The 26,828-nt window shown below is 69.0% G+C and carries 25 protein-coding genes and 1 pseudogene; 20 read left to right on the top strand and 6 right to left on the bottom strand.

Annotation, left to right across the window (positions count from 1 at the left end; all coding sequences use genetic code 11):
* Positions 1 to 768, bottom strand: a 768-nt coding sequence (locus ALI22I_RS01345) for an ATP-binding protein (RefSeq protein WP_179118047.1), incomplete at its 3' end; no start/stop codon positions are given.
* 156 nt (positions 769 to 924) lie between these two features.
* Entirely contained in the window at positions 925 to 1,824 is a 900-nt protein-coding gene (locus ALI22I_RS01340) for an integrase core domain-containing protein (protein WP_202970539.1), read from the bottom strand.
* A gap of 237 nt (positions 1,825 to 2,061) precedes the next feature.
* Here ALI22I_RS01340 and ALI22I_RS50230 point away from each other — a divergent pair, with 237 nt between their 5' ends.
* From ALI22I_RS50230 to ALI22I_RS01330, 3 genes are all read left to right on the top strand, one after another.
* Positions 2,062 to 2,235, top strand: coding sequence for a hypothetical protein (locus tag ALI22I_RS50230; RefSeq protein WP_179118046.1), 174 nt, complete (start codon positions 2,062 to 2,064; stop codon positions 2,233 to 2,235).
* A 114-nt stretch (positions 2,236 to 2,349) separates the two neighbouring features.
* Entirely contained in the window at positions 2,350 to 2,703 is a 354-nt protein-coding gene (locus ALI22I_RS51830; RefSeq protein WP_202970536.1) for a hypothetical protein, read from the top strand.
* Between the two features lie 93 nt (positions 2,704 to 2,796).
* On the top strand, positions 2,797 to 2,982 hold the full coding sequence (locus ALI22I_RS01330; protein ID WP_202970534.1) for a hypothetical protein: 186 nt from the start codon (positions 2,797 to 2,799) through the stop codon (positions 2,980 to 2,982).
* Positions 2,983 to 3,159: 177 nt separating this feature from the next.
* Here ALI22I_RS01330 and aztA read toward each other — a convergent pair whose 3' ends face one another.
* On the bottom strand, positions 3,160 to 3,903 hold the full coding sequence (gene aztA / locus ALI22I_RS51825; RefSeq protein WP_083751333.1) for a zinc ABC transporter ATP-binding protein AztA: 744 nt from the start codon (positions 3,901 to 3,903) through the stop codon (positions 3,160 to 3,162).
* Positions 3,904 to 3,956: 53 nt separating this feature from the next.
* Between aztA and aztB the strand changes: the two are divergent.
* From aztB to ALI22I_RS01305, 4 genes and pseudogenes are all read left to right on the top strand, one after another.
* A pseudogene (gene aztB, locus ALI22I_RS52760) lies at positions 3,957 to 4,775 on the top strand (zinc ABC transporter permease AztB); the annotation flags it as partial.
* A gap of 1,172 nt (positions 4,776 to 5,947) precedes the next feature.
* On the top strand, positions 5,948 to 6,856 hold the full coding sequence (gene aztC, locus ALI22I_RS01315) for a zinc ABC transporter substrate-binding protein AztC (RefSeq protein WP_077003750.1): 909 nt from the start codon (positions 5,948 to 5,950) through the stop codon (positions 6,854 to 6,856).
* A gap of 34 nt (positions 6,857 to 6,890) precedes the next feature.
* Complete coding sequence (aztD, locus tag ALI22I_RS01310; protein ID WP_077003749.1) at positions 6,891 to 8,054, top strand: zinc metallochaperone AztD; 1,164 nt, start codon at positions 6,891 to 6,893, stop codon at positions 8,052 to 8,054.
* Between the two features lie 202 nt (positions 8,055 to 8,256).
* Positions 8,257 to 8,778, top strand: coding sequence for a hypothetical protein (locus ALI22I_RS01305; RefSeq protein WP_077003748.1), 522 nt, complete (start codon positions 8,257 to 8,259; stop codon positions 8,776 to 8,778).
* Positions 8,779 to 8,797: 19 nt separating this feature from the next.
* Here ALI22I_RS01305 and ALI22I_RS01300 read toward each other — a convergent pair whose 3' ends face one another.
* The gene (locus ALI22I_RS01300; RefSeq protein ID WP_077003747.1) at positions 8,798 to 9,829 is read right to left on the bottom strand and encodes an HAF repeat-containing protein; all 1,032 of its coding nucleotides are present in this window, start codon (positions 9,827 to 9,829) and stop codon (positions 8,798 to 8,800) included.
* A 728-nt stretch (positions 9,830 to 10,557) separates the two neighbouring features.
* On the opposite strand from ALI22I_RS01300, the gene ALI22I_RS01295 reads away from it, so the two are divergent.
* The 12 genes from ALI22I_RS01295 (at position 10,558) to ALI22I_RS01240 (ending at position 24,083) form a co-directional block, all read left to right on the top strand.
* Positions 10,558 to 10,932 (top strand): acyl carrier protein, encoded by a 375-nt coding sequence (locus ALI22I_RS01295; RefSeq protein ID WP_143531869.1) that lies wholly within the window; start codon positions 10,558 to 10,560, stop codon positions 10,930 to 10,932.
* A gap of 1,295 nt (positions 10,933 to 12,227) precedes the next feature.
* The gene (locus tag ALI22I_RS01290; RefSeq protein ID WP_077003745.1) at positions 12,228 to 12,740 is read left to right on the top strand and encodes a hypothetical protein; all 513 of its coding nucleotides are present in this window, start codon (positions 12,228 to 12,230) and stop codon (positions 12,738 to 12,740) included.
* Between the two features lie 28 nt (positions 12,741 to 12,768).
* Complete coding sequence (locus tag ALI22I_RS01285; RefSeq protein WP_143531868.1) at positions 12,769 to 12,960, top strand: hypothetical protein; 192 nt, start codon at positions 12,769 to 12,771, stop codon at positions 12,958 to 12,960.
* A gap of 272 nt (positions 12,961 to 13,232) precedes the next feature.
* Positions 13,233 to 13,856 (top strand): helix-turn-helix domain-containing protein, encoded by a 624-nt coding sequence (locus ALI22I_RS01280; RefSeq protein WP_179118045.1) that lies wholly within the window; start codon positions 13,233 to 13,235, stop codon positions 13,854 to 13,856.
* Positions 13,857 to 13,894: 38 nt separating this feature from the next.
* Positions 13,895 to 14,467 (top strand): transposase domain-containing protein, encoded by a 573-nt coding sequence (locus ALI22I_RS55240; protein WP_202970532.1) that lies wholly within the window; start codon positions 13,895 to 13,897, stop codon positions 14,465 to 14,467.
* 688 nt (positions 14,468 to 15,155) lie between these two features.
* Positions 15,156 to 16,658 (top strand): ABC transporter substrate-binding protein, encoded by a 1,503-nt coding sequence (locus ALI22I_RS01270; RefSeq protein WP_077003742.1) that lies wholly within the window; start codon positions 15,156 to 15,158, stop codon positions 16,656 to 16,658.
* A 5-nt stretch (positions 16,659 to 16,663) separates the two neighbouring features.
* Positions 16,664 to 17,635, top strand: a complete 972-nt coding sequence (locus ALI22I_RS01265; protein ID WP_077003741.1) for an ABC transporter permease — start codon at positions 16,664 to 16,666, stop codon at positions 17,633 to 17,635.
* Positions 17,636 to 17,745: 110 nt separating this feature from the next.
* Positions 17,746 to 18,465, top strand: coding sequence for an ABC transporter permease (locus tag ALI22I_RS01260; protein WP_179118044.1), 720 nt, complete (start codon positions 17,746 to 17,748; stop codon positions 18,463 to 18,465).
* 17 nt (positions 18,466 to 18,482) lie between these two features.
* The gene (locus ALI22I_RS01255) at positions 18,483 to 19,958 is read left to right on the top strand and encodes an ABC transporter ATP-binding protein (protein ID WP_179118043.1); all 1,476 of its coding nucleotides are present in this window, start codon (positions 18,483 to 18,485) and stop codon (positions 19,956 to 19,958) included.
* A gap of 98 nt (positions 19,959 to 20,056) precedes the next feature.
* Positions 20,057 to 21,700: an ABC transporter ATP-binding protein gene (locus ALI22I_RS01250; protein ID WP_202970530.1), complete on the top strand. Its 1,644-nt coding sequence runs from the start codon at positions 20,057 to 20,059 to the stop codon at positions 21,698 to 21,700.
* Complete coding sequence (locus ALI22I_RS01245; protein WP_077003737.1) at positions 21,697 to 23,433, top strand: ABC transporter ATP-binding protein; 1,737 nt, start codon at positions 21,697 to 21,699, stop codon at positions 23,431 to 23,433. The genes ALI22I_RS01250 and ALI22I_RS01245 overlap by 4 nt, the downstream gene beginning before the upstream one ends.
* The gene (locus ALI22I_RS01240; RefSeq protein WP_077003736.1) at positions 23,430 to 24,083 is read left to right on the top strand and encodes a helix-turn-helix domain-containing protein; all 654 of its coding nucleotides are present in this window, start codon (positions 23,430 to 23,432) and stop codon (positions 24,081 to 24,083) included. Before ALI22I_RS01245 ends, ALI22I_RS01240 begins: the two co-directional genes overlap by 4 nt.
* Before the next feature lie 283 nt (positions 24,084 to 24,366).
* Here ALI22I_RS01240 and ALI22I_RS01235 read toward each other — a convergent pair whose 3' ends face one another.
* Positions 24,367 to 25,368 (bottom strand): CobW family GTP-binding protein, encoded by a 1,002-nt coding sequence (locus ALI22I_RS01235; protein ID WP_238598000.1) that lies wholly within the window; start codon positions 25,366 to 25,368, stop codon positions 24,367 to 24,369.
* 267 nt (positions 25,369 to 25,635) lie between these two features.
* Here ALI22I_RS01235 and ALI22I_RS50225 point away from each other — a divergent pair, with 267 nt between their 5' ends.
* Complete coding sequence (locus ALI22I_RS50225) at positions 25,636 to 25,932, top strand: hypothetical protein (RefSeq protein ID WP_077003735.1); 297 nt, start codon at positions 25,636 to 25,638, stop codon at positions 25,930 to 25,932.
* 655 nt (positions 25,933 to 26,587) lie between these two features.
* Here the strand turns inward: ALI22I_RS50225 and ALI22I_RS01220 are convergent.
* Positions 26,588 to 26,779: a transposase gene (locus ALI22I_RS01220; protein WP_238598001.1), complete on the bottom strand. Its 192-nt coding sequence runs from the start codon at positions 26,777 to 26,779 to the stop codon at positions 26,588 to 26,590.
* Between the last annotated feature and the right edge of the window lie 49 nt (positions 26,780 to 26,828).

Here is a 26,828-nt window from a genome sequence, read left to right as displayed (position 1 = left end):
ACGAAGGACCACGTTCTCGTGCCGCAACACGAGCAGCTCGGCGTCCTTCGACGCCTCGCCGCGCAGCAGCGTCGACGGGCTGGACAACAGCTTCCGGGTCACCCTGTACAGCAACGACACGAGCACCCGGACATGCTCGCAACACGCTGAAGCCCTCGTCCTACCAGCGACGATGACTTTTCGAGCGGCACAGGACGCGCGCTCCAGGAACAGCTGCGCGGATTCGTACCGCTTGACGTCGTCTGATCCCGACTGGAACCCCGGGCCGGCCACCGACAAGGGCGGTACCGGGTAAGGCGTCTCACCCTCGACCCGCAACGCCTCCCGACTGGTCGTCAGTATCCGCAGGTCCCGACAGTTGCGGAGCAAGTCGACAACCAGTGTGGCGCAGGTGTCAACCAGATGTTCGCAGTTGTCGAGCACCAGCAGCACCTGGCGGTCGTGGAGGTAGGCGATCAGTTCGGCCACGCCGGTGCCGGACCGGCTCTCCTTCGTCAGCGCGGCCATGACGGTCATGGGCAGCAGGTCCGGCTGGGTGAGTTCGGCCAGGGACACCAGCCACACGCCACCCGAGAAGGCACGACGGGACTGCCGTGCCACGTGCAGGGCGAGTCGGGTCTTGCCGACGCCCCCGGTACCCGTCAAGGTCACCAGCCGGGACGTCGACAACAGTTGCCTGATCGCAGCCGACTCAGCCCGCCGCCCGACCAGGCTCGTCAAGTCGGCGGGCAGATTGTCACGCCGGGTTAATACGGTCATTCCAGCCATCGTGCCCGCTCGCGACACGATCGAGGATACGCCTGTGTGGTGTGGGTGGAAGTGCGGTTGGCGCATTCTCGGGTGGTGGGCAACCCGGCCACGGCCACAGGCTCACCGAGTCACGCCGACGCCGTGATCAATTCGGACCGTGTGCCGCTCGAAAAGTCATCGCTGCAGGCCAAGCGGCATGTCTGTACTCGTTGATGAGTCCGCCCGGGATCCGGGTGCGGAGGAGCCTTTGGGTCTCGAGGTCGTGCATCGCGGTGGGTGCTGCTGGGCCTCGGGTGGTAGCTGGTCGCGGGTTTGGTGGGGCCGGTGCCGGTTGTAATGGACTTCGTAGGTCTTGAGGATCTGACGTGCGTGGGCCTCTCCCGCGACGAGGACGTGGTCGAGGACCTCGCGGCGGATGCTGCCGACGACCCGTTCGCAGTGCGCGTTCATCCGAGGCGACCGCGGCGCACTGGTGAGCACCCGCAGTTCGTCGGCCTCGAAGACGGCGTCAAACGCCTCGCCGTACTTGCCGTCACGCTCCCGCAGCAGGAAGCGCAGGGACTCGATGCGGGTGCTGAGGTCGGTGTCGAGGTGGAGGAAGTCCGCCGCGATGATGCCCTGGGCCTGGGCGGTGAGGAACTCCCGCCAGGTAGGGCCGGTGCGGCGGGGTGCCGGGTCGACGCCTGCCGCGTGCAGGATCTGCCAGACGGTCGAGGCGGCGAGTCGCAGCACGAGTGCCTTGATCGCCGCTGGGGTTGGTGGGCGTCCGGTGCGTCGACGCGCGGTGTGGTCCCACTTCCGGGCCACCAACCTGCGGTGCCAGGTGAGCAGGGTGCCGGGAGTGACCGGGAAGACCTCCCGCCAACGCCGACGATCCACCGGCCCGGACAGGGCGGCGAACCGGCCCCGGTTCGCGGGCTCGTGGCGGACCGGGGCCGCCAACTGCCGCCGAAGGACCGCGTTCTCGTGCCGCAGCACGAGCAGTTCGGCGTCCTTGGTCGCCTCGCCGCGAAGCAGCACCGACGGAACGGACAGCAGCTTCCGGGTCACCGTGTACAGCAGGGACACGACCACCACAGCATGCTCTCAAGCTGACGTCCCGCTGCTCTACCAGCGACGATGACTTTCGAGCGGCACAGGCTCCCAGGGGCTCGCCTGTCTCGTCCCGGCAGGAGACATCTGAAGTCACGTGTGGGCCGATACGAAAGGTCCGGCCGCGCTGCCGGCCGATCGGTCCGGGACGGTCGGTTGATGGGCACGCAGGCTTCGCCTCGTGCGGGTGTCCATAGGTGACGTCTACCGGGTGCCCAGGTGTTCCAGTCCCTCGCGGGCGCCCGGTTCGCGGTGCTCGTGTGCGGGTTCCTCGTCAACATCGGCGCCTTTTTGGTGACCTGCATCCAGTCGCCGACGAGTGCCGTGGCCGTGATCTGCACTGCGGCCGAGCGAGGGGTCGGAAGGATCGTCGAAGCGCGTTGCGCGGCGTGAGTGTGCAGTTCTCCGCGTTCGCTGTGACGCTGATCAAGCCGCTGGTCACCGGTGCGTCTTCACTGCGCCGAGCTTATTGCATATGGTTTGCAGGTGCATAACTATTGCATCAGGGTGGCGACGCGGGATGACCTCGACGGCGCGCGCGTGGTGATGCTCGACGCCGTCCACCGGGACTTCGGTACCGGCTACGTGCCTCGCCGGCACCGCGACATCATGGATCCGGAGGCGTTCTACCTGCGGTCCGCGCGGCACACGCCGAGCGCCCCGTGGGCGGTGCCGGCTCCCGCCACCGTGCTCGCCCTGCTGGGCGCGCTGGCGGTCACCGCGGCCGGTGGAGTCGGCCTTCCCCGCCCGCCACGGTGGACACAGGTACGCGGGTTCTCGGCGACACCGCGGCAACCAGAGCGTGGAACGACCCCGATGCGGCACACCGCCGCCGTCACCGCCCGTGAGGATCCCGCATGAAAGAGTTGATCTCCGGGGCGGTGAAGGGTTCCCGGGAACGAGGGCTACGGCGTGAGCGGACCTGGAGGACCCTGTCCCCGCTGCTGCGTCTGTTTGATCGTCCTCATCGACAGCGCGGCAACCGGCTCCCTGCTCGACCTGGGCCTTCCGCACGCCGTGCCCTGGCTCGTCCTCGCCACCATCCCGGCCCTGGCCATCGCACTGCTGCCCCGCGGCGTCGACAGTTCTCGATCGACGGACGAACCGGGCGGCATCACGACCAGCGGAACGCCGGTGTGACCGGTGACCTGCGCCAACCCGGCAAACCGCGAGTTCTGGCAGAGCGTGCGTACGGGTGCCGGGACCGCAAACGAGCCCGACTGACAGACCTCCGTCACGGTGAACCTTCCGCGGAGACCGCCAACGGTTCCTGGAAGCTCCAGGTGCGCGACGTCCTGGACATCCATCCTGTCGGTCTCATGCCCGCATCTGCTCCACCCGAAGGTGCTGGAGAACGGTGTGCGGGTCACCTTCGGCTGCCAGTCGTCCGTTCTGGAGCATCAGGCAGTGGTCCGCCCGCGATGCCTCGTCCAAGTCGTGCGTGACGTGGATGGCCGTCACGCCGTTGGCCCGTGCGTCGGATATCGCGATGGCGATGTCGCGCCGGGCCTGTGAGTCGAGACCGGCGTCGGGTTCGTCGAGCAGGAGCAGGTCGGACTCCTGTGCGAACGCCTGCGCGAGGAGTGCGCGCTGGCGTTGTCCTCCGGATAGTGAGCTGAGCCGGCGCTGCGCGAGGTCGGCGATGCCCATCCGGTCCAGGCAGGCGTCGACCAACTCTTTGTCCTTTTTGGTCAGCCGTTGCCACGGGCTGCGGTGTGCCCACCTGCCCATGGCGACCGTCTCCCACACGGTGATCGGCAGTCCGGTCGGGACGGCACTGTGCTGGACGACGAACGCCGGGCGCCGCGTCCCGATCTCCACGTCGCCCATCGCGGGGGTGATGACGCCGGCGAGGACGCCGAGCAGCGTGGACTTGCCGGAGCCGTTGGGACCTACGACCGCCGTCACCTTGGCGCGCGGGAACTCCGCTGTCACCTCGTGCAGCACCGTGTGCCGGGCGTAGCCGGCCGACAGTCCGCGAAGCCGTACGGCGGACTGGTCCGAAGTGGACTCCTCCGAAGTGGACTGGTCCGAAGTGGACTGGTCCGAAGTGTGCGTCACGACACCCTCCACGCTGTTGTAGTGATTCTCATTGTCAATATACGGTCCTCGTCGTGGACTGGTTGCTTGCCCCTTTCGAGGTTTCGTTCGTACAGCGGGCGTTGTGGGCCGGCGTGCTCGTCTCGTGCCTGTGTGCACTTGCCGGGACGTGGGTCGTGTTGCGCGGCATGGCGTTCCTCGGCGACGCGATGTCGCACGGGATGCTGCCCGGCGTCGCGATCGCGTCGTTGTTGGGCGGCAACCTGTTCGTCGGTGCCGCGGCCAGCGCGAGCGCGATGGCGTTCGGTGTGACGGCACTCGGACGTACCAGGCGGTTCTCGCAGGACACCAGCATCGGGCTGCTGTTCGTGGGCATGCTCGCGCTGGGCGTGATCCTCGTGTCGCACTCCGAGTCGTTCGCGGTGGACCTGACCGCATTCCTCTTCGGCGACGTGCTCGCTGTGCGCGCGCAGGACCTCGGTCACCTCGCCGTGGCACTGGCTGTCGCCGCGCCGGTGGCGCTGTGGGGGCACCGCGCGTTCGTGGCGTTGACCTTCGATCCGCGCAAGGCGCGGACGCTGGGGATGCGCCCGCGGTTGGCGCACGCGGTGCTGCTCGGCTTGGTGACGCTGGCGATCGTGGCGTCGTTCCAGGTGGTCGGCACGTTGCTCGTGTTCGGTCTGCTCATCGCGCCACCCGCCGCCGCGACGTACTGGGCGAGCCGCATTCCGACGATCATGCTCGGCGCGGCGGTGCTGGGTGTGACCGCCACCGTCGCGGGCCTGCTCGTCTCGTGGCATGCGGGCACCGCCGCGGGTGCGACCATCGCGCTGGTCGCCGTCGCGCTGTTCTTCCTGGCGGCGCTGGGTGCCCAGGTGCGCGACCGGGTGCGGATCTCCGGCGCGGGCGGGCAGCACGCGGTGCTGATCGCCGCGCTGCTCGTGGTGCTGCCGCTGGCCGGTTGTGGCACGAAGCCCGCTCAGGAGGAAGTGCCGCACGGTTACGTCGAGGGTGCGGAGGAGACGGGGGAGGCGCAGTCCCGGCTGGTCGTGGCCGACGAGCGCACCGGTGCGGTGCGGGTCGTCGACCTGATCACGGAGGAAGTCACCGACGTCGGCAGGGTGGACGGCGTCCGGGCGATCACCGGCGACGGCCGTTTCGCGTATCTGACCGGTAAGGGATCGGTGCGGATCGTCGACAGCGGTGCCTGGATGGTCGATCACGGCGACCACGTGCACTACTACCGCGCCCAGGCCAGGGACGTCGGTTCCGTCCCGGGAGACGGGGTGGTGAACGCGGACAGCGACCCCACCGTCACGGCCGTGGCGTTCGACCGAGGCGACACGACTCTGCTGGACCGGCAGGGCCTCGACGGCGGCGCGGTGACCGCACGCGGCGAGCTCAAGGGTGGGGTCGCGGTGCCGTACGCCGAACACCTGCTGGTGGCGGGATCCGATCGCGTGGCGGTCAAGACCAGGGACGGCAAGGACGTGACGACGATCGAGCAGGCCTGTCAGAGCCCACGTGGCCAGGCGGTGACCCGGCGGGGCGTCGTCTTCGGCTGCGCCGACGGCGCCCTCGTGGTGACCGGGAAGGACGGTTCCTTCGTGGGCGAGAAGATCCCGTATCCCCGTGCCGTGGCCGAGGCCGAGCGTGCCGTCGAGTTCAGGCACCGGCCCGGCAGCACGACGCTCGCCGCCGAAGCGGGACACCTCGGCGTCTGGTCGCTGGACGTGCGGGCGAAGAAGTGGACGCTCGTTGAGACCGGGCCCGTCACCGCCGTGAACGCGGTCGGTGAGGGAGGACCGCTGCTGACGCTGACCGCGGACGGTGTCCTGCACTCCTACGACACCAAGACCGGCAAGCAGATCGCACAGCGTCAGGTGCTCGGCGCGTCCGTCGCCGAGGGCAGCGCGTCGCCGGTGATCGAGATCGATCCGAACCGCGCCTACGTCAACGACGCTCGCGCGCGGGCCGTCCACGAGATCGACTACAACGACACCCTGCGTGTCGCCAGGACCATCCGGCTGGAGATCGAGCCGGCGCACATGGTGGAGACCGGACGATGAAGCGACTCCTCGCGGTGACCTGCGCCCTCCTGCTGGTGCTCGCCGGATGCGGCGGCGAGCACGGGCAGCGCAACGGGATCGTGGTCACCACCAACATCCTCGGCGACATCACGCGGAACATCGTCGGCGACGCGGCCCCGGTCACGGTGCTGATGAAGCCGAACGCCGATCCCCACTCGTTCGGGATCTCCGCGCAGGAGGCAGCACGGCTGGAAAGCGCCGCGCTCGTCGTCTACAACGGACTCGGGCTGGAGGAGGGAGTGCTCCGGCACGTCCGCGCGGCCGAGCAGGTCGGCGTGCCGACCTTGTCGGTCGGCGACCAGGTCGACCCGATCCGCTACACCACCGATGACCCGGCCGGCCGGCCGGATCCCCACTTCTGGACCGACCCGAAGCGCGTGCGCAGAGCGGTCGAAGTGATCAGCGAGCGCGTCATCGAGCACGTCGACGGCATCGACGCCGACGCGATCAGAGCCAACACCGCGCGCTACCTCGGCGAGATCGACCGGCTCGACAGCTGGACGGGTGAACGGTTCGCGGCCATCCCGGCGCAGCGCCGCAAACTGGTCACCAACCACCACGTCTTCGGCTACCTCGCCCAGCGCTTCGACTTCCAGATCGTCGGTGCCGTGATCCCCAGCGGCACGACGCTCGCCTCGCCCAGCGCATCCGACCTGGCCGCGCTCGCGGAAGCCGTCCGCACGGCAGGCGTCGGAGCGATCTTCGCCGACTCCTCGCAACCCGACCGCCTGGCCCGCGTGCTCGCCGAACAGGCAGGCGTGCACGTCAAGGTCATCCCCCTGTACTCCGAGTCGCTCACCGCGGCCGGCGGCGGAGCAGCGACCTACCTGGAGATGACGCGCGCCAACACCGAGGCCATCGTGCGCGGCCTCACCAACGACTGACCCGACACCGATTGAAGAGGAAGTTGAGAAGCAGATGAAAAGCTGGTCGCGAACGTGGACGACAGCCGTGGTGTCCACAGTGGCCTCGACGCTCGTCCTGGCCGGGTGCGGCGCGGAGCAGGCGCAGCAACCCGCTTCGGGCGCCGGCTCCGTGGCCGAACCGGTCGCCGTCACCTACGACGGCGGAATCTACGTGCTGGACGGCAAGACGCTCGAGGTCAAGGCCGACGTCAAGCTGGCAGGCTTCAACCGGCTCAACCCCGCAGGCGACGACAAGCACCTGATGGTGTCGACGTCGAACGGGTTCCGGGTGCTCGACGCCGCCGGCGGCAAGCTGACCGACATCGAGTTCCCCGGCTCCGAACCGGGCCACGTCGTCCGGCACGCCGGGCGCACCGTGCTGTTCACCGACGCCACCGGCGAGGTCCGCGTCCTCGATCCAGCAACGCTGGACAGTGCGGAGCGCAAGGTCGAGACCTACAAGACCGCCGAACCGCACCACGGCGTCGCGATCGAGCTGGCCAACGGCGAACTGATCGTCACGCTCGGCAACAAGGACAAGCGCGTCGGGATCGCGGTCCTCGACAAGAACCGCAAGGAGATCACCCGCAACGAGGACTGCCCCGGCGTCCACGGCGAGGCGACCGCGAAGGACGAGGTCGTGGTCATCGGTTGCCAGAACGGGGTGCTGATCTACCGCAACGGCGCGATCACCAAGGTGAAGAGCCCCACGGAGTACGGCCGGATCGGCAACCAGTCGGGCAACGACCACTCCCCGGTCGTCCTCGGCGACTACAAGCAGGACCCCGACGCCGAGCTCGAACGCCCCACGCAGATCTCACTGATCGACACCACCACCGGCGCCCTGAAGCTCGTCGACATCGGCGCCAGCTACACCTTCCGCTCGCTGGCACGCGGCCCGCAGGGTGAAGCGCTGGTGCTCGGCACCGACGGCAAGATCCACGTGATCGACCCCGTCAAGGCCGAGGTCACCCGCACCATCCCGGTCACGGACACCTGGCAGGAACCCCTGGAGTGGCAGCAGCCGAGGCCCGCGATCTTCGTCAGGGGCGGCACCGTCTACGTGTCGGACCCGAACAAGCAGCAGCTGCACCGGATCGACCTCGCCGCTGGCACGGTCACGGCGACCGCGTCGCTGGCTCAGAAGCCGAACGAACTCAGCGGCGTCACCACCTGAGCACCGTGACCGGTTGAGAGGGCCGGTTCTCGGTGCCACGCGATGCGTTTCGTCGGCTGCGGTGGGCGAATCGGCGGCAGGGCGTGACCGCCGGCGCGCGTACCGCTGCCGCGCCGGCGGTCACGACCAGTCCGGTGGCCACCTCGTTCCCCAATCCGGTCAGGTTTACTTGCTGTAGCACCGCGCCGCACGAGGGGGCTTGATGGCCACGGTGAGACACCTGCTGGACCGCAGGTTCAACGGGTACATAGGGATCAAGCTGCCGCACGAGCTGGACGACCTCGTGGAGTCGGTCGTGGCCGGATACCTCGACGCGACGCCCGCCGCGCGGCAGGAGACCCTGGACGCGATCCAGCCGCGCGCGGCGGGCATGCTCTGCGTGTTCGGTCAGCGGATGGCGACGATGGCCGTGCGGACCGACTCGACGGTCCCGCTCTACCGCGGCATCGTCGGGATGGGGATGGGGATGGCGGAACGGACGCTGGACGATCCGCGCGACAGCCTCTTCGTGCCGGCGACGGTCAACCACAGCGCCACGACGCTGGGCACCAGCATCACGCAGCTCGCCACGGACATGCGCCGGTACCTGCCGGAACCGGCGTACGAGGAGTTCCTGGCGTTCGACCGGCGCAGTGAGCAGGACAAGTCCCTCGCGGATTCGGGCGGGCCGCCTGCGGATCCGGGACGGAGTTCCAGTACGGGCCCGGCTCCACCCTTGGCGTGAGCGCGGGGCTAGCCCGGTCCTAGGCCGTTGCCGACTGCGGAACCAGAAGGAATCCCCGGGGCGTCGCGGTTTTACCGGGCTCGCAGTACAGCGAGCACGTGGTGCCGACGATGGCGCCGTCGTCGTTGATGCTCCAGGCAACTTCCAGTGCTACGTCCTCCGGCAGGTTGGTCACGTGCTCGTTCAGGTCGACCATCAGGCCGTCGGTCCACAGCACGGCGTGGCCCGCGTTGTTCGGGTCCGGGCTGTCCGCAATCCGCGAGCCGCCGACGATCCGGCCGTGCTCGTTCACGCCGTACGCGGAGCTGTAGTCGCCGCCCAGGGTGCCGAGATCGGTCATGGTGCCGGCGGTCCAGGTGAAGGCGTGGATCTCGCCGCCGGTGTTCTGCGACGAGCCGACGATCTGCCCGGTGTCGGCGATGTCGCGCGCCTCGGTCGCTTCGCCGTCGCCGCCCAAGGTGCCGAGATCGCGCATCACGCCGTTCTGCCAGACGAAGCCGTGCAGTGGATAACCCTTTGAAGGCAGTGCGGTGCCGACCACCTGGCCACTGTCGTTGATGGCGTAGGCGATGCTCTCGGTCGCATAGCGCTGGGTCGTGGTTCCGCCGAGCGTGCCGAGGTCCCGGATCGTGCCGTTCTGCCACAGCGCCGCCCGCTTCGGGCTCGACTGGCTCCTCGTGCGCTCGCCGACGACCTGTCCGCCGGAGTTGATCCCCCAGGCCGCGCTGGAGCTGCCACTGCCGAACCCGGTACCCAGGTCGATCATCGCGCCGCCGCGGTACACGAACGCGTGCGGTGGCTCCGTCGTCTGGACATGGGTGTAGCCGGCGACCTCGCCGGTGTCGTTGACAGCCGTGCCGTAGCTCCGGCGGGGGTTGCAGCCGCTGCAGAGGGTGCCGAGGTTGAGCAGCGTGCCGTTCTCCCAGCGGAACGCGGTCCCCGAGGTGACCACGGCCTGCATCGCGTTGTTGACGTCCAAGGCGGTACTGGTAAGGCCGACCGGGCCCAGATCGACGTAGACGTACTTCGGTACCACCTGCGCCTGCGCCACACCGGAGGTGGTGAAAGCCGCGGCCAGTACCAGACATAAAAGTGCTCTGAGAACGGTAGAACGTCTAAGTCCCATGCATCAGATGCTCCCCCCGGCGGACACCGCGTGAAGCGGATCGCTCCTTACGTACCGGTTACGGCGTGCGGCTCACTCCTGTGCGGGTTCGGTGGGCCGGGGTTCGGGGGTGTGTTCGGTCAAAGTCAGCGCTGTGGGCTGTGACCTGCACCTCAGAGCGTGTTGGAGGGGTACCGGCTGCGTCGTGCCACCCGCCCAGAGTTGATCACATGGCGGGTGAGCCACGCAGACACGCCGATCCTTCTCAAATACGCTCTGAGGGATCTCCGCTGCCAGTCGTCTGTCGAGGGGCACCCTGCCGGTTCGGTCGCCTAACCCGTCCTTAGTGGACGGGAGTGGAGCTGCGCTGAGTCATTGGTCAGGCGTAGGTGCTGACGCGAATATAGCCGCGCATTCGCGGATCGCTGAACTGGTAGAGCCCTCCGGTCATCTGCCGCAGGATGGTGGTCCCATCTGCGGAGGCCAGCCGTCGTAGCGGCTCGGATGGGTCTTGGCCGGCTGATGCGTGCAAGTCCGCGCTGGTGAACTCGTCGACGTCCAGTGCCGCGGCGGCGGTGAGGACGGCGCGGTGGGTGTCGCTGTGCGAGCCGATGCTGCGGAATAGCTGTGCCGCAGCGACTTGGGCGCGTCGTCCGCCGCGATGGTTGTGGCCTGTGGCTACCTGGACCGTCTCTTCACCGCCTACCTCGACCTGGCGACCACGCTCGTGGAGCCGGCGGGCGTGGGAGACGGTCGATCCGGCGGGCTTGGCCGCCCGCGCGCTGACCGCACGTGCCCCGGTGCCGCGCCGGCCAGCGCCCGCACGGATCGCGCAGCACGGTGACCCGGCGTTGGAAGCCGCGGTGGCGGAGGTGCTCGGCGGGCTGCTGGACGTGCCCGCACAGCGGCTGGACCGGACGCGGACGTTCTTCGAACTGGGCGCCACCTCGCTGCTGCTGGTCAAGGCGTATCGCGGGCTGCGCGCGACCTGTTCGCCCATCCGTCGATCCGCGCACTGGCCGCCCACATCAGTGGCCGGGACGCCGTGAAGTCCACCGGGGAACCTGCCGCGGAATCCGCTGTGGACCCGATCGTGCTCGCCGCCCGTCACCGCGGCCGCGGGCGTGCCGGTCGGATGGCCCCTCGACCGACAAGGGGCGTGAAGCCGTGATTCGCCGTTACCGTGCGTTTGACGGCACCTCTGGTGCTCGACCACGAGCACTTTCACCCCAGTGGTGTGCGCCGACACTCTTGCCCGTCAAGATCAAGCCTGTTGACCACGTCACCGCTGACATGGTCGTAGTCGTCGGCGCTGCCGCCCCTCAACGGGTCGACGGAGAGGAAGCGGCCGAGGAGTGGGCTGTAGAGCAGGCGCCCGTGGCGTTCCAGACGGGCGACCGTCGGTGCCTGGGCGAGGCAGGTTCGCGTACGCCGCCGAGTGACGTTCATTGGGCGGTACGCAGTGGAGTCAGGCCACATCCGGTGCATGTGGCAACCGGACGAGGTGGGACGTCAGGGCCCGGCGTCGGCGTGCTGACCGCGCACGCCGACGCCGATCGCAACCCGCACCGGTCGGGAGCAGCGTAGACGTTGATCACTATGGCGAAGATTCTGGAAAACCCCCCGATACACCGGGCGGCAGGTGTGGAACCGGGTAACCAACGACCGCGAGCACCCACATCCGGTCAGTGGGCGGCTGGCCCAGCGCGCCAATGACCGGGAGGACTGGGTGATCTCCGCCAACATCGCCCACGGCGCTGGTGAGCGAGGCCGACTTCCTGGTGGTCCGCGCGCGGCGGGAGGCGTCCGACCGCGAACGGCAGTATCCGGAGGTATCTCCTGTCCGGACTGTTGGCGTGCGGGGTGTGCAGGCGGCGGTTGGAGTCGCACTGGTCCACGGGCGTGCGGCTCTCCACACTCCTGCAGCAGCTCGTCAACAACCGCCGCCCGCTCTCGCCAGCGCGCTACGGGACCACCAGACTCCCTACCTGTTCCCAGGGCTGCGGCCCCGACCGGCCGATAACCTCGGCCACCCTGCAGACCCGACTGCGCAAGCTCGGCGTCCCCGGCGTCCCCGGCGTCCCCGGCGTCCCCGGCGTCCCCGGCGTCCGCAACGGCGCCTGGCCCTCACCGGTCGGCTCGGTCCACTGGAAGGCTCGCCGACCTACTCAGCGTCGCCGACGACACCGCCAGCGCCTGGCACCGGGAGAACGGCGGCGACCGCGCCAGCTACGTCGCCAGCCGCCTTCGTCAACGACAGCCCATCGCTACGGGAGAACAGACCGGTACGCGGTCAGCCGTTCACAGGAACTCGCTGCGCAACCTCGACTTCGCCAAGCGGATCGTGGCCACCCACCCCGCAGAGTTCTCGCCGGAGGTGCACGCGGCCGCCCAATATGCGACCAACAGCGGCACTACCGCGCTGGACACCTTCGCCCGGGCCAGCTACGCGGCCGCAAAGGAACGCGACCGGATCGCCCGAGAAGCCTCTGGCGATCATGCTGCCGGCCTACTGCAGGCCGATCGTGACTTCGTCGCTCAACTGCGCGAGCACGATCCCGGCGCGCAGGTTCGAGCCGCGGCCGGGCTCGCGCTACGCGCCGAGGCCACCGACGCCGATGTGGTGGAGTTCCACGCCTACGACTGGGCCGCCGCAGCCTCCGTGGACATGCAGACCCATCAGACGCAATGCGCCAACACCGACATGGTCTGGCGCTCCAAGATCAAGACTTTGCTGGCCGACGCGCAGGCCGCGCACGCGGCGGCGCTCGCCGCCGAGGGCGAAGCACGCGAGCTGGCTCGAGGACCTGTGGGAACAGGAAGTCTACGCTGGGCACACGAGCATCGCGGGATTTGAGAGGCCGGAGGTCCCCAACGGTGTGCTTATGGCAGAGGTTCTCAAGGTCAAGGACGGGAAGGTCGTGGAGTTCAACCGGTGGTCCGGCCACTATAAGCCGCAGGACTACGGAGACGACGAGATGCTTGAAGAGATCTCCAAGCGTGCGTTCGCGGCGGCCGGTTACGGCGGGTCCGCGACGTATAAGGGCGCGACGCTCTGCGAGGACGACGAGGACTGAGGTAATGGCGAGTCGATGGCGGACGGTTTGGACGATCGGTGAAAGCGACTATCTGATCGCCTGTCTCGGCACGGCCGGCCCCGCCATGGTGGTTCCGGCCAACCACGGCGGCACCATCGATGCACGGCGAGCCGATGACGGTTCCATGGTCGCAGCGCCGACGTCCTGCGGCTTCCCTGCGTTGGCCACGTGGATCGACGGAACGGGCGTGCGCGCGGCTGGGGATGGGCTTCAGCCCGCCCGTTCCGGCCACCGAGATGACGGAGGTGAGTGTGGAACGTCTGAGTGCCGCCGTAATTAAGGCGCTTACCGATAGGGCGCGCGATGCTCCTCCCGACAAGCTGGCTGTCGACCGGTCGGTCCTGGCGACGTTCCTTGACACGCTGCTGGGCGAGCTGCCGTGGTGGAATCGCGCCTGGCGGGTCGCCGAGGTGGCAGAAGTGCGTAAGAGTTCTTCAGCTCTGGCCCTTCCGCCCGGGGAGGTGCAGGTTGTCGAGGTGACCGTGCGGGGTTCCCTCGGCGGTGCCGCCGGCGAGGTTCAGTTGTTCTCCGCGCGGGTGAGGCTCCTGGAAGACCGGCTCCTCCGTTGGCAGATGAAGGTCGGGGACACGGTCATCGGACCGGCGGTCGCACCGGCGGGGGAACCGGAGCCGCACCCGTTCGGCGCCGTGTTTCAGATGCTGGTGGAGATGCGCGGCCTGTCGTTGCGAGAGGTGGCCTGGCGGGCCTGGCGAGCCGACTCGACGATCATGAAGCTCCGTCGCGGAGCCCTGGTTCCCGAACGGGCGCTGATCGACCAGCTGGCGCGGGCGTTGAACGTGCCGGCAGCGAATCTCGCCCTCATCGCCGGAGTGGACCCGGCCGACCCGGGCCATCCGTCAAGGTCAGCGTGGTGAACTGACGGCGGGGGTGGCGGCGGGTAGGGTCGCCGGCCGTGATCTCGTCGGGGTTGGAGTCCGCACCGCGGCCGCAGGGCCAGTTGGCCGACCATATCGGATTGAGTGTGTTGCCGGCCCGGCACGACCGTGACCTGCTTGAAGAGGTCCTCAACCGCACGGGGCGGCGGGAGAAGCGCAGCCGGCGGCTGCCGGCGCACGTGATGATCCGCTACGTGATCGCGATGGGGTTGTTCTTCACCGAGTCCTACGACGAGGTGATGCGCCGCCTCGTGGGGAACCTACGCAGGATCCGCGCGCTACTCCTGGACGCCGCCGACCCCGCCGGCTACGACCCTGACCGCATGTCCTTCATCAAAGGCCTACGCGTCGTGCGCCGCCAGGTCACCGACCAGGCGGCCATTACCCCTGAGGACCTTGACGACGCCCTCACCGACGCGATCACCGAGATCCAGCGCCAACCCAACCCCTCACGGCGGCACCGCACCTGCCACCGCGTACTCAAACGCGCCCGACACAACTCCTACCGAGTCAAACGACCCACCGACCGGACCATCCGCCACCCCGGCCCACCCACACCCCTACTGGCCTGCCCAAACGCACAAACTTAACGGCATTGCGTCATGAGGCACCCATCGCCAGTTGCGCGCGGGAGGAGGCGAGCGCGGTGACCACGAGGCTGACCATCCAAACCGGCCGTCGATCAGAAACGCCAGCGCGGGCAGCCCGACCGGCTCGGCAACCAGGGTGATCAGGCCGGGCAGCGGGATGTCCACCGCGAAGGCGTCCCTGGCCCAGCACTGATCGACCTGCCGGGATGCCGGGCGTCCCCGTCTCCCCGGTACGGCGCCGCTGTATCCAGATCCGCACCCCGCCGTCGGGCACACCGAAGCCGACGTGCAGGCCTCGTGCAATCACGGCGAACACGATGGCGACCTCCTTCACTGGGGAGTGGCGGTGCCGAGCAGGCAGTCACCGCCGATGCGGTGCGCCTCCGCTCGTCCACGTCAAGCCCTGCGCGGGCAAATTCGTCGAGGACTCTCCGGCGGTGAACTGGTTCTCGGCGAGGTGGTTGAACAGCAGTCGATAGGGATGGCCGATCCAGCGCGGCCGCGGTGACCTCGTCGAAGAAGAGAGCCCTCCATCACGACGACGAGCGCGGGTTCGGCCACTTGCGTTTTGTTAGGCGCACCCCATAACATCCTTGTCGGTAACGATTATCAATGTCGAACTGCGGTGTCGGGGGATTGCGCCCGTTGGAGAGGCCGGCGTACTTGCGCCGAGGAGGATGCGTCGTTGATGAAGTTCGGGCTGGCTGTGGGATCGATGTTGTGCGCGGGTGCCCTGGCGTTGGCAGGGTGCGCAGGGGAGTCGGGACGGGCCGACGCGGAGCAGGGGTCTGGAACGGTGCGGGTGGTGATGCTGGGTAGCGACAACGAGTCTCTGGACTACGGGGCCGCGCAGTCGTACTTCCCGTGGGTGGTGGTGGGGAACGTGTGCGACAGCCTGGTGATCAGGAAGGACGGCGAGGCGACGAACGTGTTGGCGGACCAGGTCGTCCCGAACGCCGACGCCAGCGAGTGGACCATCACGCTGCACGGGGAGGCGACGTTCCACAGCGGTGACCCGGTCACGGCCGACGATGTCGTGGCCAGCATCAGGTACTTCGCGGAGAGTCCTGGTTTCGGCGGCTTCTACAGCGCTGTTGACGTGGCGGGGCTGAAGGCGCTGGACGAGCACACGGTGTCGGTGCCGTTGCGGACGCCGCGTACGGACTTCGTCGAGGCGGTGTTGTCGGCGGCGAGCGTCGTGTATCAGGACGGGAAAGGCGCCACCGACGATCCATCGTGCAGTGGTCCGTTCACCCTGGACAGCTACTCGTCGGGCACGGGCGCGGTACTCACCCGTTTCGACGGCTACTGGGGCCGGCCCGCCACGCTCGAGCGGATCGAGGTCCGGAAGCTGAACGATCCGACAGCTCGGGTGAACGCGCTCGTCTCCGGCGAAGCGGATTACGCGTTCGACATCCCGTCGAGCACAGCTTCGACCGTGACCGGGACGCGAGGAGTACGGGTCGTCGAGAGCGGTGTCGCGAATGGCGGCGCGTTCTACTTCGCGCTGAACACCAGGGTCGCCCCGTTCGACGACCCCGACGTGCGTCGTGCGCTGAAGCTCGTCGTCGACCGCCGGCAGTTGGTCGATGTGATCTTCGGTGACTACGGCGAGGTCGGCAACGACCTGTTCGGCAAGGGCCTTCCCGGCTACGCCGACGACATCGAGCAGCGGGAACGCGATGTGGACGAAGCGCGCGGCATCCTGCGGGCGGCCGGAGTCTCGGAGCTGTCGATCACCGTGTCCGAGGTTACGCCGGGGCTGACCGATTCCGCCGATCTGCTGGTTCGGCAACTCGCGGACGTCGGCGTGACCGTGACGGTGAACGAGGTGGATCCGAGCGGTTTCTTCACCGATCTGGATGGTCTGCACCGGGCGCAGATGATCGCGATGTATGCGGTCAACCAGCCGCCGATGGCCGGGTTGGACACCTGGTACGGCGCCGACAACCCCTATGCCCACACCGGGTGGCACCCTGAGCGGTTCACGGAGCTGGTGTCGACGGCGCGGACCAGTACCGATGAGGCGACCCGGACCCAGGCGGTCGAGCAGCTTCAGCGGCTTCAGCGGGACGACGGCGGCTACCTGATCTGGGGCTACCGGCAGCAGTTGTCCGGCGCGGTGGAGGGCCTGCACGGCGTGGTGCTGAACCAGGGCACGCCGCTGTTCGGCAGCGCCTCTCGGGGTTAGTCACGGTGCGCGTTCTGAGGTCGCGTGTGCCGGCGGGGTTCGTCCTGGCTCGGCTCGGTGTGACGGTGCTGCTGCTGTGCGGGGTGACCGTTGTCGTCTTCGTGCTGATGGAGGCGGCACCCAGGGACGCGGCGACGCAGTTCCTCGGGGTCAAGGCCACTCCCGAGCGGCTGGCCGAGTTGCGGAGCGAGCTGGGTGTGGACCGTCCTTCCTGGCTGCGTTATCTGGAGTGGGCTGGCGGTGTGGTGTCCGGGGACTTCGGTGCCTCCCTGGCGTCGGGTCGGCCGATCGGGGAGCTTGTCGCGGCTCCGGCCGGGCGCACGGCAGTACTGGCGGGGATCGCTTTCCTGGGCGTGCTGGTGATCGGCGTCGTGGGTGGGATTCGGGCCGGGTATCGAGCGTCGGGGCGGGTGGACCGGGCGCTGTCGACGGCGGCCTTGATCGGGTTGTCGATGCCGGAGTTCGTGATCGGCATCGGCTTGATCGCGGTGTTCGCGTTGTGGTTGCGGATGTTGCCGGCGGTCTCACTGATTCCGTCGTCGGGGCAACTGTCGGACCGTCCGGAGATCCTGGTCCTTCCGGCTGTGACCCTCGCGGTCGTCGCGGGTAGCTACGTGCTGCGGCTCGTCCGGGGGATCGTGGCGGCGGGCACCGCCCGCCCGGATGTGGAAGCGGCCCGCCTGGATGGGATCGGCCCGGCGCGGGTGTTGTTCGCGCACGTGCTCCCGTCCGCGGTCGGCCCGATCGTCACGGCCGTGGTCGCCGTTGTCCCGTATCTGGTGGGTGGCGCGGTGGTGGTCGAGCAGCTGTTCGGATATCCGGGCTTGGGAAGGTTGCTCATCACGGCGGTGGACGGTCGGGATCAGCCGTTGGTGATGGCGATCGTGCTGCTGTTGAGCGCGGTGACGGTGCTGGGGTATGCCGCCGCGGATGTTCTCGCCCGGGTGGCGGACCCCTACCGAAGGCGGCACTCATGAGCGAGTTTGCGAGCGAACCGATGTCACTGGGCCGGCGAGTTCGTCTGCGGCTTCGGCGAGGACTGGTCCTGCCGAGTGTCATGGTCGCGGCTGTCGTCCTGGTGGCCGGCGTGGGACCGTTTGCCGCGCCGCACGATCCGCGGGAGTCGATGGCCGTGGCGTTTGTGCCGCCGCGCGGGGAGTTCCTGCTCGGTACCGATCAGCTGGGTCGGGACGTGTTGAGTCGTGTCCTCAGCCACGGATGGCCGGTCCTGGTCGTGCCGCTCGTCTCGGTCGTCGTGGCCGCCTTGGTGGGGGTCTGCGGAGGTCTGTTGCTGGTGGCCCGGCGGGGCCGGGGACGGCGGGTGGTGCAGGTGCTGGACATGGTTCTGGCCATCCCGCCGATGTTGACCTTGATCGTGCTCGGGTACGTGTTGCCGCCCGGCTTCGGGGCGCTGCTGGTCGTCGTGACGGTCATCAACGCTCCGTTCACGGCCCGGTTCGTGCGCTCTCTCGCGGACGGGTATTTCGATGCCGGATTCGTCGAGGTCAGCCTGGTCGAGGGTGATGGCCGTGTCGCGATCGCGTTCCGTGAGGTGTTGCCGAACCTGTGGGTGCCGTTGTTGGGTGATCTGGGGAACCGTTTCGTGGCCGCCATGTACGTGGTCGTCTCGGCCGGTTTCCTCGGGGTGGCGGCCATCGGCGACGGAGCGGACTGGGCGTCCATGATCACCGACTCCCTCGGTGGTCTCGCCCTCAACCCTGCCGCGGTGATCGCGCCGGCGGCCGGCATCGGGCTGCTCGCCGTCGGCGTGAATCTCCTGGGCGACCAGTGGGCGGCGCGACGATGAACCGCCATGAGCCACTCGTGACCGTGGAGGCTCTCACTCTGGGGGACCGGCACGGAACGCACGTCCTCGATGGCGTCGGATTCGATGTGCCGGTCGGCGCCGGGTTCGGGATTGTCGGACCCTCCGGCGCGGGGAAGACCAGCCTCGCGCTCGGTCTGCTCGGCGAGGTGAGGCCGGGACTGCACCACCTGTCCGGAACGGTCGAGGTTGCCGGCGAGCATCCGTTGCGGATGCGGGACCGGGAACGTCGACGGTTCCGCCGCACCAAGACCGCCTGGCTCGGTCAGGACCCGGCCGCCGCGCTCACGCCCACGATGACGATCGCCCGCCTCATCGCCGAGCCCCTGCCTCGTCGACAACGCCACCACGGTCGAATCCATGACGCGCTGGCGTCGGTCGGCTTGCCGACCGACGCCAGGTTCCTGCGGAGCCGTCCGCAGGAGATCTCCGGTGGACAGCGCCGCCGCGTCGCCCTCGCCCGAGCCCTCGTCCGCGATCCGGCGCTGCTGGTCTTGGACGAACCCCTCGCCGGGCTGGACACGGGCAGTCGCCGGCACGTGCTTGCCGAGATCGCCGCGATCCGCCGCGCCAACTCGCTCACGCTCATCGTGATCAGCCACGATCTCGACGCCATCACTGAGCTCACCGATCAGGTGATCGTCATGGAACGCGGACGGATCGTCGAACAGGGCGCTACCTCCGCCGTGCTGACCCGCCCGCAAGCCCGTACCACCGCGCAGCTGGTCGACGCGCAACGCCCCGTTCGGCTCCGCCCATCGCCGGTCCACGGATTCGGGCCCGTCGTTCTGACCGTGGACGACCTCACCGTGGCATGGCCAGGACGGCCACCGCTGATCAGGAATGTCTCTTTCACCGTCGCGGCGGGAGAGTGCGTCGCCGTCGTCGGGGCGTCCGGCGCGGGGAAGACGACGCTCGCCCGCATGCTCGTCGGGCTCGTCCCACCCCGGGGAGGTCGGACGAGCCTGCTGTCTCCGGCCCCGCAGCGCGGGGTGGAACGGATTGGTTTCGTGCCGCAGGACCCCGCGACCGCGCTGAACCCGGCCCGCACCGTCGGCGCCATCCTGGGCAGTGCGATCCGCCGCGGCACCGATCCCTACCGCGAGAACGTCATCGACCTGCTCGGCACGGTCGGCTTGGACCCGCGACTCGCGGAGCGCCGCCCGGGAATGCTCTCCGGTGGACAACGCCAACGCGTCGCCGTCGCCCGCGCTCTGGCCGGTTCCCCCGATCTGCTGGTGTGCGATGAGCCGACCAGCGCCTTGGACCCCGTCATCGCGGCGTCCCTGCTCGATCTGTTGAACCGTCTCCGGGAAAGCGAGGGCCTCGCCATCGTGTTGATCACCCACGAGCTGTACAACCTCGGACGCGTCGCCACTGGTGTTCTCGAGGTGACCGACCGGACGCTCGTCCCACTCACCGCCGAGCAGCTCACCCGCCGGATCAGCGCACGCGAGAGGAACACGCTCGTATGACCGAGCCCATACCACGGAATCCGATCGCTGCGCTGCTGCGTCCCGTGCGCGGCCGTCTGGTTCTGGCGGCAAGTCTGCAGGTTGTGTCCTCGGCTCTCGTGCTGTCTCCGCTCATCACCAGCGGCGTCATCGCGCGGCAGCTTCTGGCCGATCCGGCCGACCGTGGCATCTGGTCGACCCTGTTGATCGGGTCGCTCCTGCTCGGGCTGGGCCTCGCACTCAGGGGCGCGGCGGATCTGATCGCGCACCTCGCCGACAACACCTTGACGCTGATCCTGCGACGGCGGGTCGCGGCGCGACTGCGGACCGCCCCGCTCGGCTGGTTCACCGACACCACGGCAGGGCAGGTGAAGCAGGGCATGCAGGACGACGTCGGTGCGCTGCACCACCTCGTCGCGCATTCCTACACCGAGATCGCGGGCGCCGTCGCGACGCCGATCGCCGCCTACGCGTACCTGTTCCTCGTCGACTGGCGTCTGGCGTTGGTCCTGGCGGTCCCGGTCCCGGTCTTCGTGCTGATCTACCGGCGCATGATGGCCGACAGCGGGAAGCAGATGGGCGAGTACGGTCGCGTCCTGGCCGGCATCAACAGTGCCGTGGTGGAGTTCGTCGACGGCATCCCGGTCGTCAAGACCTTCGGCCGGACCGGCCGCGCTCATGCCGCCTATCGTGCCGCGGTCGAGCGTTTCAGCACTTTCTTCCTCGGCTGGGCACGGCCGCTGATCGCCCCGGAGACCCTCTCGAACCAGCTGGTTGCCCCCGTCACCCTCCTGGCCCTGACGCTCGTGTTCGGCACCGGCTTCGTCGCGGCGGGATGGATGGACGGGATCGACGTGGTGCCGTTCGCGCTGGTGGGCCTCGGCCTGGCCGGCCCGATCGGAGCCCTGACCTCGAACCTGATGGCACTGCGGATGGGACAGGCCGCAGCCGGTCGGCTGAGCGCACTGCTCCGGATCGACCCCATCCCGGAACCCGCCGCGCCGGCGATCCCGTCCGGGACGCGGATCGAGCTCGACCACGTCCACTTCGCCTACGAACCGGACCGGGAGGTCCTCCACGACCTCACCGCCACGTTCGAACCCGGCAGCGTCACCGCGATCGTCGGCGCCTCCGGGTCGGGCAAGTCGACGCTCGCGCGGCTGATGCTCCGCTACGCCGACCCCACCGCCGGCCAGATCCGGCTCGGCGGCGTACCCCTCGACCGGATCGCCTCAGCCGAGTTGTTCCGCACGGTCGGGTCCGTCTTCCAGGACGTCCGCCTGCTCCGGGCCGGCATCGCCGACAACATCGCCCTGGCCCGCCCGGACGCGACGCGCACCGACATCGAGCGCGCCGCGGTGGCGGCGAACATCCACGAACGCATCCTCCGCCTCCCACGCGGCTACGACTCCGTCCACGGCGAAGACGCCAACCTCTCCGGCGGCGAAGCCCAACGCGTCAGCATCGCCCGCGCGTTCCTGCTCGACCCCGACGTGCTCATCCTCGACGAGGCCACCTCCGCCGCCGACGCCGAATCCGAGCACGCCGTCCAAACGGCACTCTCGGCCCTGGTGACCGAACGCTCCCGCACCGTCATCGTGATCGCCCACCGGCTCGACACCATCCGCGACGCGGACCGGATCCTCGTCCTGGACCACGGCCGGATCGTCGAGCAAGGACGCCACAACGACCTCCTCGACCTCGACGGCGCCTACCGACGTCTCTGGCACGCTCAGCACCACACGGAAGGACTGCCCCGGTGATCCGCCGCCTCGCCCGCTACCTCGGGCCCGACGACGCCGTCCTCATCCACCGCTACTTCCGCTGGGCCGTCTGCGCCAGCCTCCTCCAGGGCCTCACCCTCGCGTTCACCATCCCGATCCTGCGCGCGCTGCTGACCGGGGACACCAAGATCGCCGCAAGCTGGCTGGCGGGCTTCTGCATCGCCGCCGCCGTCTCATGGTGGATCGAGTACTCGGCAACCCTGAAGGGCTTCGACGCGGCGGGCGAGTTGCTCACCACGTTGCGACACCGCATCGGCGACCACGTCGCGACGTTGCCGCTGGGATGGTTCACACCGACCAACACCAGCACCCTGGGACTGACCCTCAGCAAGGGCGTCATGGACATCCTCGCGCTCCCCGTACGCCAACTGACCGCCCTGATCAAGTCGATCACGATCCCGCTGGTGCTCATCGCCGCCCTCATCGTCGTCGACCACCGGATCGGGCTGATCGCCCTGGCCGCAGTACCCGTCGTCGCCGGCCTGTACTGGTGGGCCGGCAGGCTCGGCCGCCGCGCCGACGCTGCCGTCAACCGGGCCACCGCCGACGCGAGCGACCGCATGGTCGAGTTCGCCCAGGCACAGCCGGTGCTGCGCACCTTCGGACGAGCGGGATCGGCCACCGACCACTTCGACCAGGCCCTGCGGGAACAAGCCCGCGCCGAGCGTCGCCAGCTCTGGCTCGTCCTACCTCCCGTCATCCTCAACGGGATGGTCGTCCGGCTCACCCTGCTCGCCCTGCTGTCCACGGTGATCGCGTTCGCCGCCGGCGTCACCGACCCGCTCGCCCTCGCGACCCTGCTGGCGACCCTGCCGATCATCAACCGCCTCGTCACCCCGCTCGGCGAGGTCGCCAGCCACGCCACCGTCATCCGCACCGCCACCGCCCAGATGGACGCAGTCGACGCCATCCTCGACGCCGAACCTCTCCCGGAACCCGCGACACCCCGCCACCCGGCCGGCGCGACCGTCGAGTTCGACAACGTCTCCTTCGCCTACCGCACCGGCACCCAGGTGCTCAACGACATCACCTTCACCGTCCCCCAAGGAACCACGACCGCGATCGTCGGACCGTCGGGTTCCGGCAAGAGCACGCTCATCCGACTCGCGGCCCGGTTCTTCGACCCGCAGGACAGTGAGATCCGTATCGGGAAGACCCCGCTCACGTCCATCGGCGCCGAGAAGCTGCAGCGCATGGTCGCCCCGGTATTCCAGGACAACTACCTCTTCTCCGGCACCCTCGCCGACAACGTCCGCATCGCCCGCCCCGACGCCACCGACACCGACCTCGACCAGGTCGCGCAACGCGCCGGCCTGACCAGCGTGATCACCGCGCTGCCGGACGGATGGCACAGCCAGGTCGGCGAAGGCGGCGCCCGCTTGTCGGGCGGGGAGAGGCAACGCGTCGCCATCGCCCGCGCCTTCCTCAAAGACGCACCCATCCTGCTCCTCGACGAGGCCACCGGATCACTCGACGCCGAGAACCAGCAAGCTTTCGCCGCCGCCATCGACACTCTCCGGCGCGAGAAGACGGTCATCGTCATCGCGCACCAGCTCTCCACCATCACCACGGCGGACGAGATACTCTTCCTCGAGGACGGACGCATCGTCGAACGCGGCACCCACCAGGAACTTCTCACCATGAACCAGCGCTACGCGGCACACTGGCGAGCACTCAACGCCGCCCGCACCTGGCGACTCCTCGAACAATGACAACTTCCCGACCGGCCGGCGGGCGCCCACGAAAACTCACCGACGGCGACATCGTCGACGCCGTCCTCTCCGAAGGGTTCGCCGGCATCACTGTCCCCGCAGTCGCGCGCCGGCTCGGTGTCTCCACCATGACCCTCTACCGGTACATGCCCACCAGAGCCGAGATGCTCGCTCTCGCCTGGAACCACGTCATCACCACCACCGACTGGCCACCCCTCACCGGACCCTGGCGGCAGATCCTGCACACCCACGCAATCGCGTTCTGGCACCTCCTGGCCCGACATCCCGGGGTGGTCACCGAACTCTCCCAATCCCTCATGCCGACCGAGATGATGAACCGCATCGACGACCTCGCCGTCGCCCTCGTCGATCAGGACTTCACCGCCGAAGAGGCCGTTCTCTCCGTCGACCTCGTCATCGACCTCACCATCGACCACCGCCGCGGCGTCGAGAACATCCACGGACTCGCCAGCACCCCAGCGACGCTGGAAGCCATGGCCCAACTATGGGCCCCCAACGACGCCGACCCACCCAACAGACGGGCCGTACGAGCCGCCATGACCAACGCCATCACGCTCACCCCGTTCGACTGGTTCACCCAGAAACTCGACCTCACACTCGAGGGCATCGAAGCCAGATTCCGACGATAGAGCGGTGCCAGGAACGCCACAGCGGCCTGCGGTGAGGTTCCGACTTGTATGTAGGTACCGGTTGGGTTGGCTGGATGGGGTGCCGTGCGCGCTGATTTCCGTGCTGAGCGGCACTTTCCGGCCGAAGAGCCCGGGGCTGGTGACTAGTACGGCAACCGTCTCAGCTGGCAGCGGCACGCCGGGTCACGGGGTTCCGCGAGGTCGGTGCGTCTGGCAGTGCTGTGGCGACGTCGTGCAGGTCGCCGTGCGCTGAAGGGATTTCCCCTGGTGCTGTGGCTGGCGCTCACACCAGCTTCTCGTGTGATCCGGGGAACGGGTCGGCGAAGCGCAGTTCGTTCGCCAGTGCCTCGTCGGTGAGCAGCGCTTCCCGCAGGGCGGAGGTGACGACGTCGGCCGAGGAGCGATGGGCGAGGACCACGAGGTCCTGGGCGCGGTCGCCGGTGTCGAGGTCCCACGCCTCGACGGCCGCGGCCCGGCGGTCCTCGTCCACTTCGGACCAGTCCTCGATCGAGGCGAGCCACGGACCCGCTTCGCCGATCCGCAGCGACCGGCCCGCCGCCTCCAGCCACATGACCGTGTCGTGGCGGCTGGCCAACCAGATCCGGCCCCGGACTCGCACGACACCGCGGCAGAGCGCGGTGAGCGCGCGGTGCAGGCGCACGGGGTGGAAGGCCCGGCGTGCGGTGAAGTGCACCAGGTGCACGCCGTGCGCGGGCTCGGGCGGCGGTTCGCCGTGCAGCAGTGGGCCGAAGGTGTCGTCGACCTCGCCGCGCCGGGAGTCGGCGGGGATCGCGGCCAGCAGGGCCGGGACGTCCAGGTGCGCCAGTTCCTGTCGCGCGGCGGGCGGGTTGAGCCGGTCGAGGGCGGCGGTCACCCGTTCGTCGCCGGGCGGTCCGGTGAGGACCAGCGCGTCGGCGAACTCGGCCTGGCCCACCACCAGGTGCGCCACGGTGCGATCGTCGCCGGGGGCGGCGCTCAGGCCGCGGTCGGCGAGAAGATCGCCACCGGTCGCGTCGGCGAACCAGGTGGCCCGGTCCACCACGGTGATGACGGCCTCGACGCGGACCGGTTCGTCCATCAGTGCGAAGCACACCGCCTCGGGTTCCAGCGCCGGGTCCAGGTGCACGATGATCGGCCCGTCCAGGCTCCTCAGCAGTGGCAGCAGGTCGTGGCGCATCGTGCAGGACACGCAGCCGTGCTCCAGGCGCAGTTCGGTCAACACGCCGTCGACCCAGCGGCGCACCGTGCCCTCGGCCAGCCTGCTCAGGTCGTGGCGGACCAGCACCGCGCCCCGGAAGAGCCCGCCACACCTCCTCGGCCACGGTGTGCTCGCCCAACCCGGCAACCAGAACGACGGAGGTGTCCACGACCTCACTGTGAATGGCAATCATTTTCAATGAAAGGCAGGTGGGCAGAGGTGATGCGTCTGTTCGAGCGAGTGCGAGTTTGCGGCATACATGCGCATAACCTAATGTGTTGTTGCGCTCGGTCACGAGCGTTGAGACATCCGGGTGCGGATGAAGCCCCGGTGACCACGAAAGGCGGATCGTCCATGACCACTGCACACCTTGAGCACACCGACCACGGCCACGCGCACGGCGAGGGGTGCGGTCACGTGGCGGTCCCGCACGGGGACCACGTGGACTACGCGCACGACGGCCACCTCCACCGGGTGCACAACGGGCACTTCGACGAGTGCGAGCCCGCCGACCACGGTGCCCACGACGACCACGGCCACGCGCACGGCGAGGGCTGCGGCCACGTGGCGGTCCCGCACGGCGACCACGTCGACTACGTGCACGACGGCCACCGTCACGCCGTCCACGGCGAGCACTACGACGAGCACTGACCCGCACCGCCCAGTCTTGCCTCGAAGGCGTGAGGACGACCAGACCGCTCCACGCGCCGGGTGGGCGGTTGCGGTCGCAGTGCCCGGGACGCGCCAGGGCGCGACGATGGTTCCGAGGGACAACGCCGGGCTCCCCGGAACGGTCCAGGGGAGGGCCCATACGGACGCGTCGGCGATCGCGGGTTCCACCGCCCCGCCGAGAGCCTGCGTCGCCGAGGTGACGGCTCGGCCTTGACCTCGACGTCGAGCGGGTCGAGCGGCCAGACGCCGGTGACGGTCTGGGTGAGCGTCACCGGCGTCTGGCCGGTAGCAGTTCCGGCAGCACGTCCCGGGTGGCCGAGCGTTCGCGGAGGCCGAACAAGCAGCAGGGCCAGGCGCAGGTTGCCGTCGTTGACGATCGTGTAGGTGACGTCGACCTCCCCGGTTCCGGCGGGGTTCGGGTGTCCCGGTACGCGGATGCCATCGAGTCGATCCGCGCGGCGGCGTCGATCGGACCGGCGACCCGGACGTAGAGTCTGCTGCCCACGCGGCGTTCCACCTCGACGGGGGCGTCACCTCCGGAGGTCAGCGCGGCGCCGAGCCCGCCGACGCGGTCGCCGGGGTTCGGCGTCGGCGTGTGGGGTGCCAGAAGTCGGCCACGTGGTCTGACCTGCGGTTAGGCGGCGGTGGGTTCGTACTCGTTGATTAGGCCGTCGAGGACTGGTCGGCGTCGTATCGACGTGTGGGCTGGCTGTGGGACCGGATGATCCGGTCGCGGTGGTGCGAGCTGTAGCGCCCGGTGGGGTCGGCGGTGGTTGTAGTGCGTCACATAGCGGTCGAGTACCGCCCGAAGGTGGTGTTCGTTGATGATGAGCAGGCGGTCGGTGGCTTCGCGTCTGACGGTTCCGACGAACCGT

It is taken from the genome of Saccharothrix sp. ALI-22-I (genome assembly GCF_001984175.1).
GTDB lineage: Bacteria > Actinomycetota > Actinomycetes > Mycobacteriales > Pseudonocardiaceae > Actinosynnema.
This window is presented reverse-complemented; position numbering and strand designations above follow the sequence as displayed.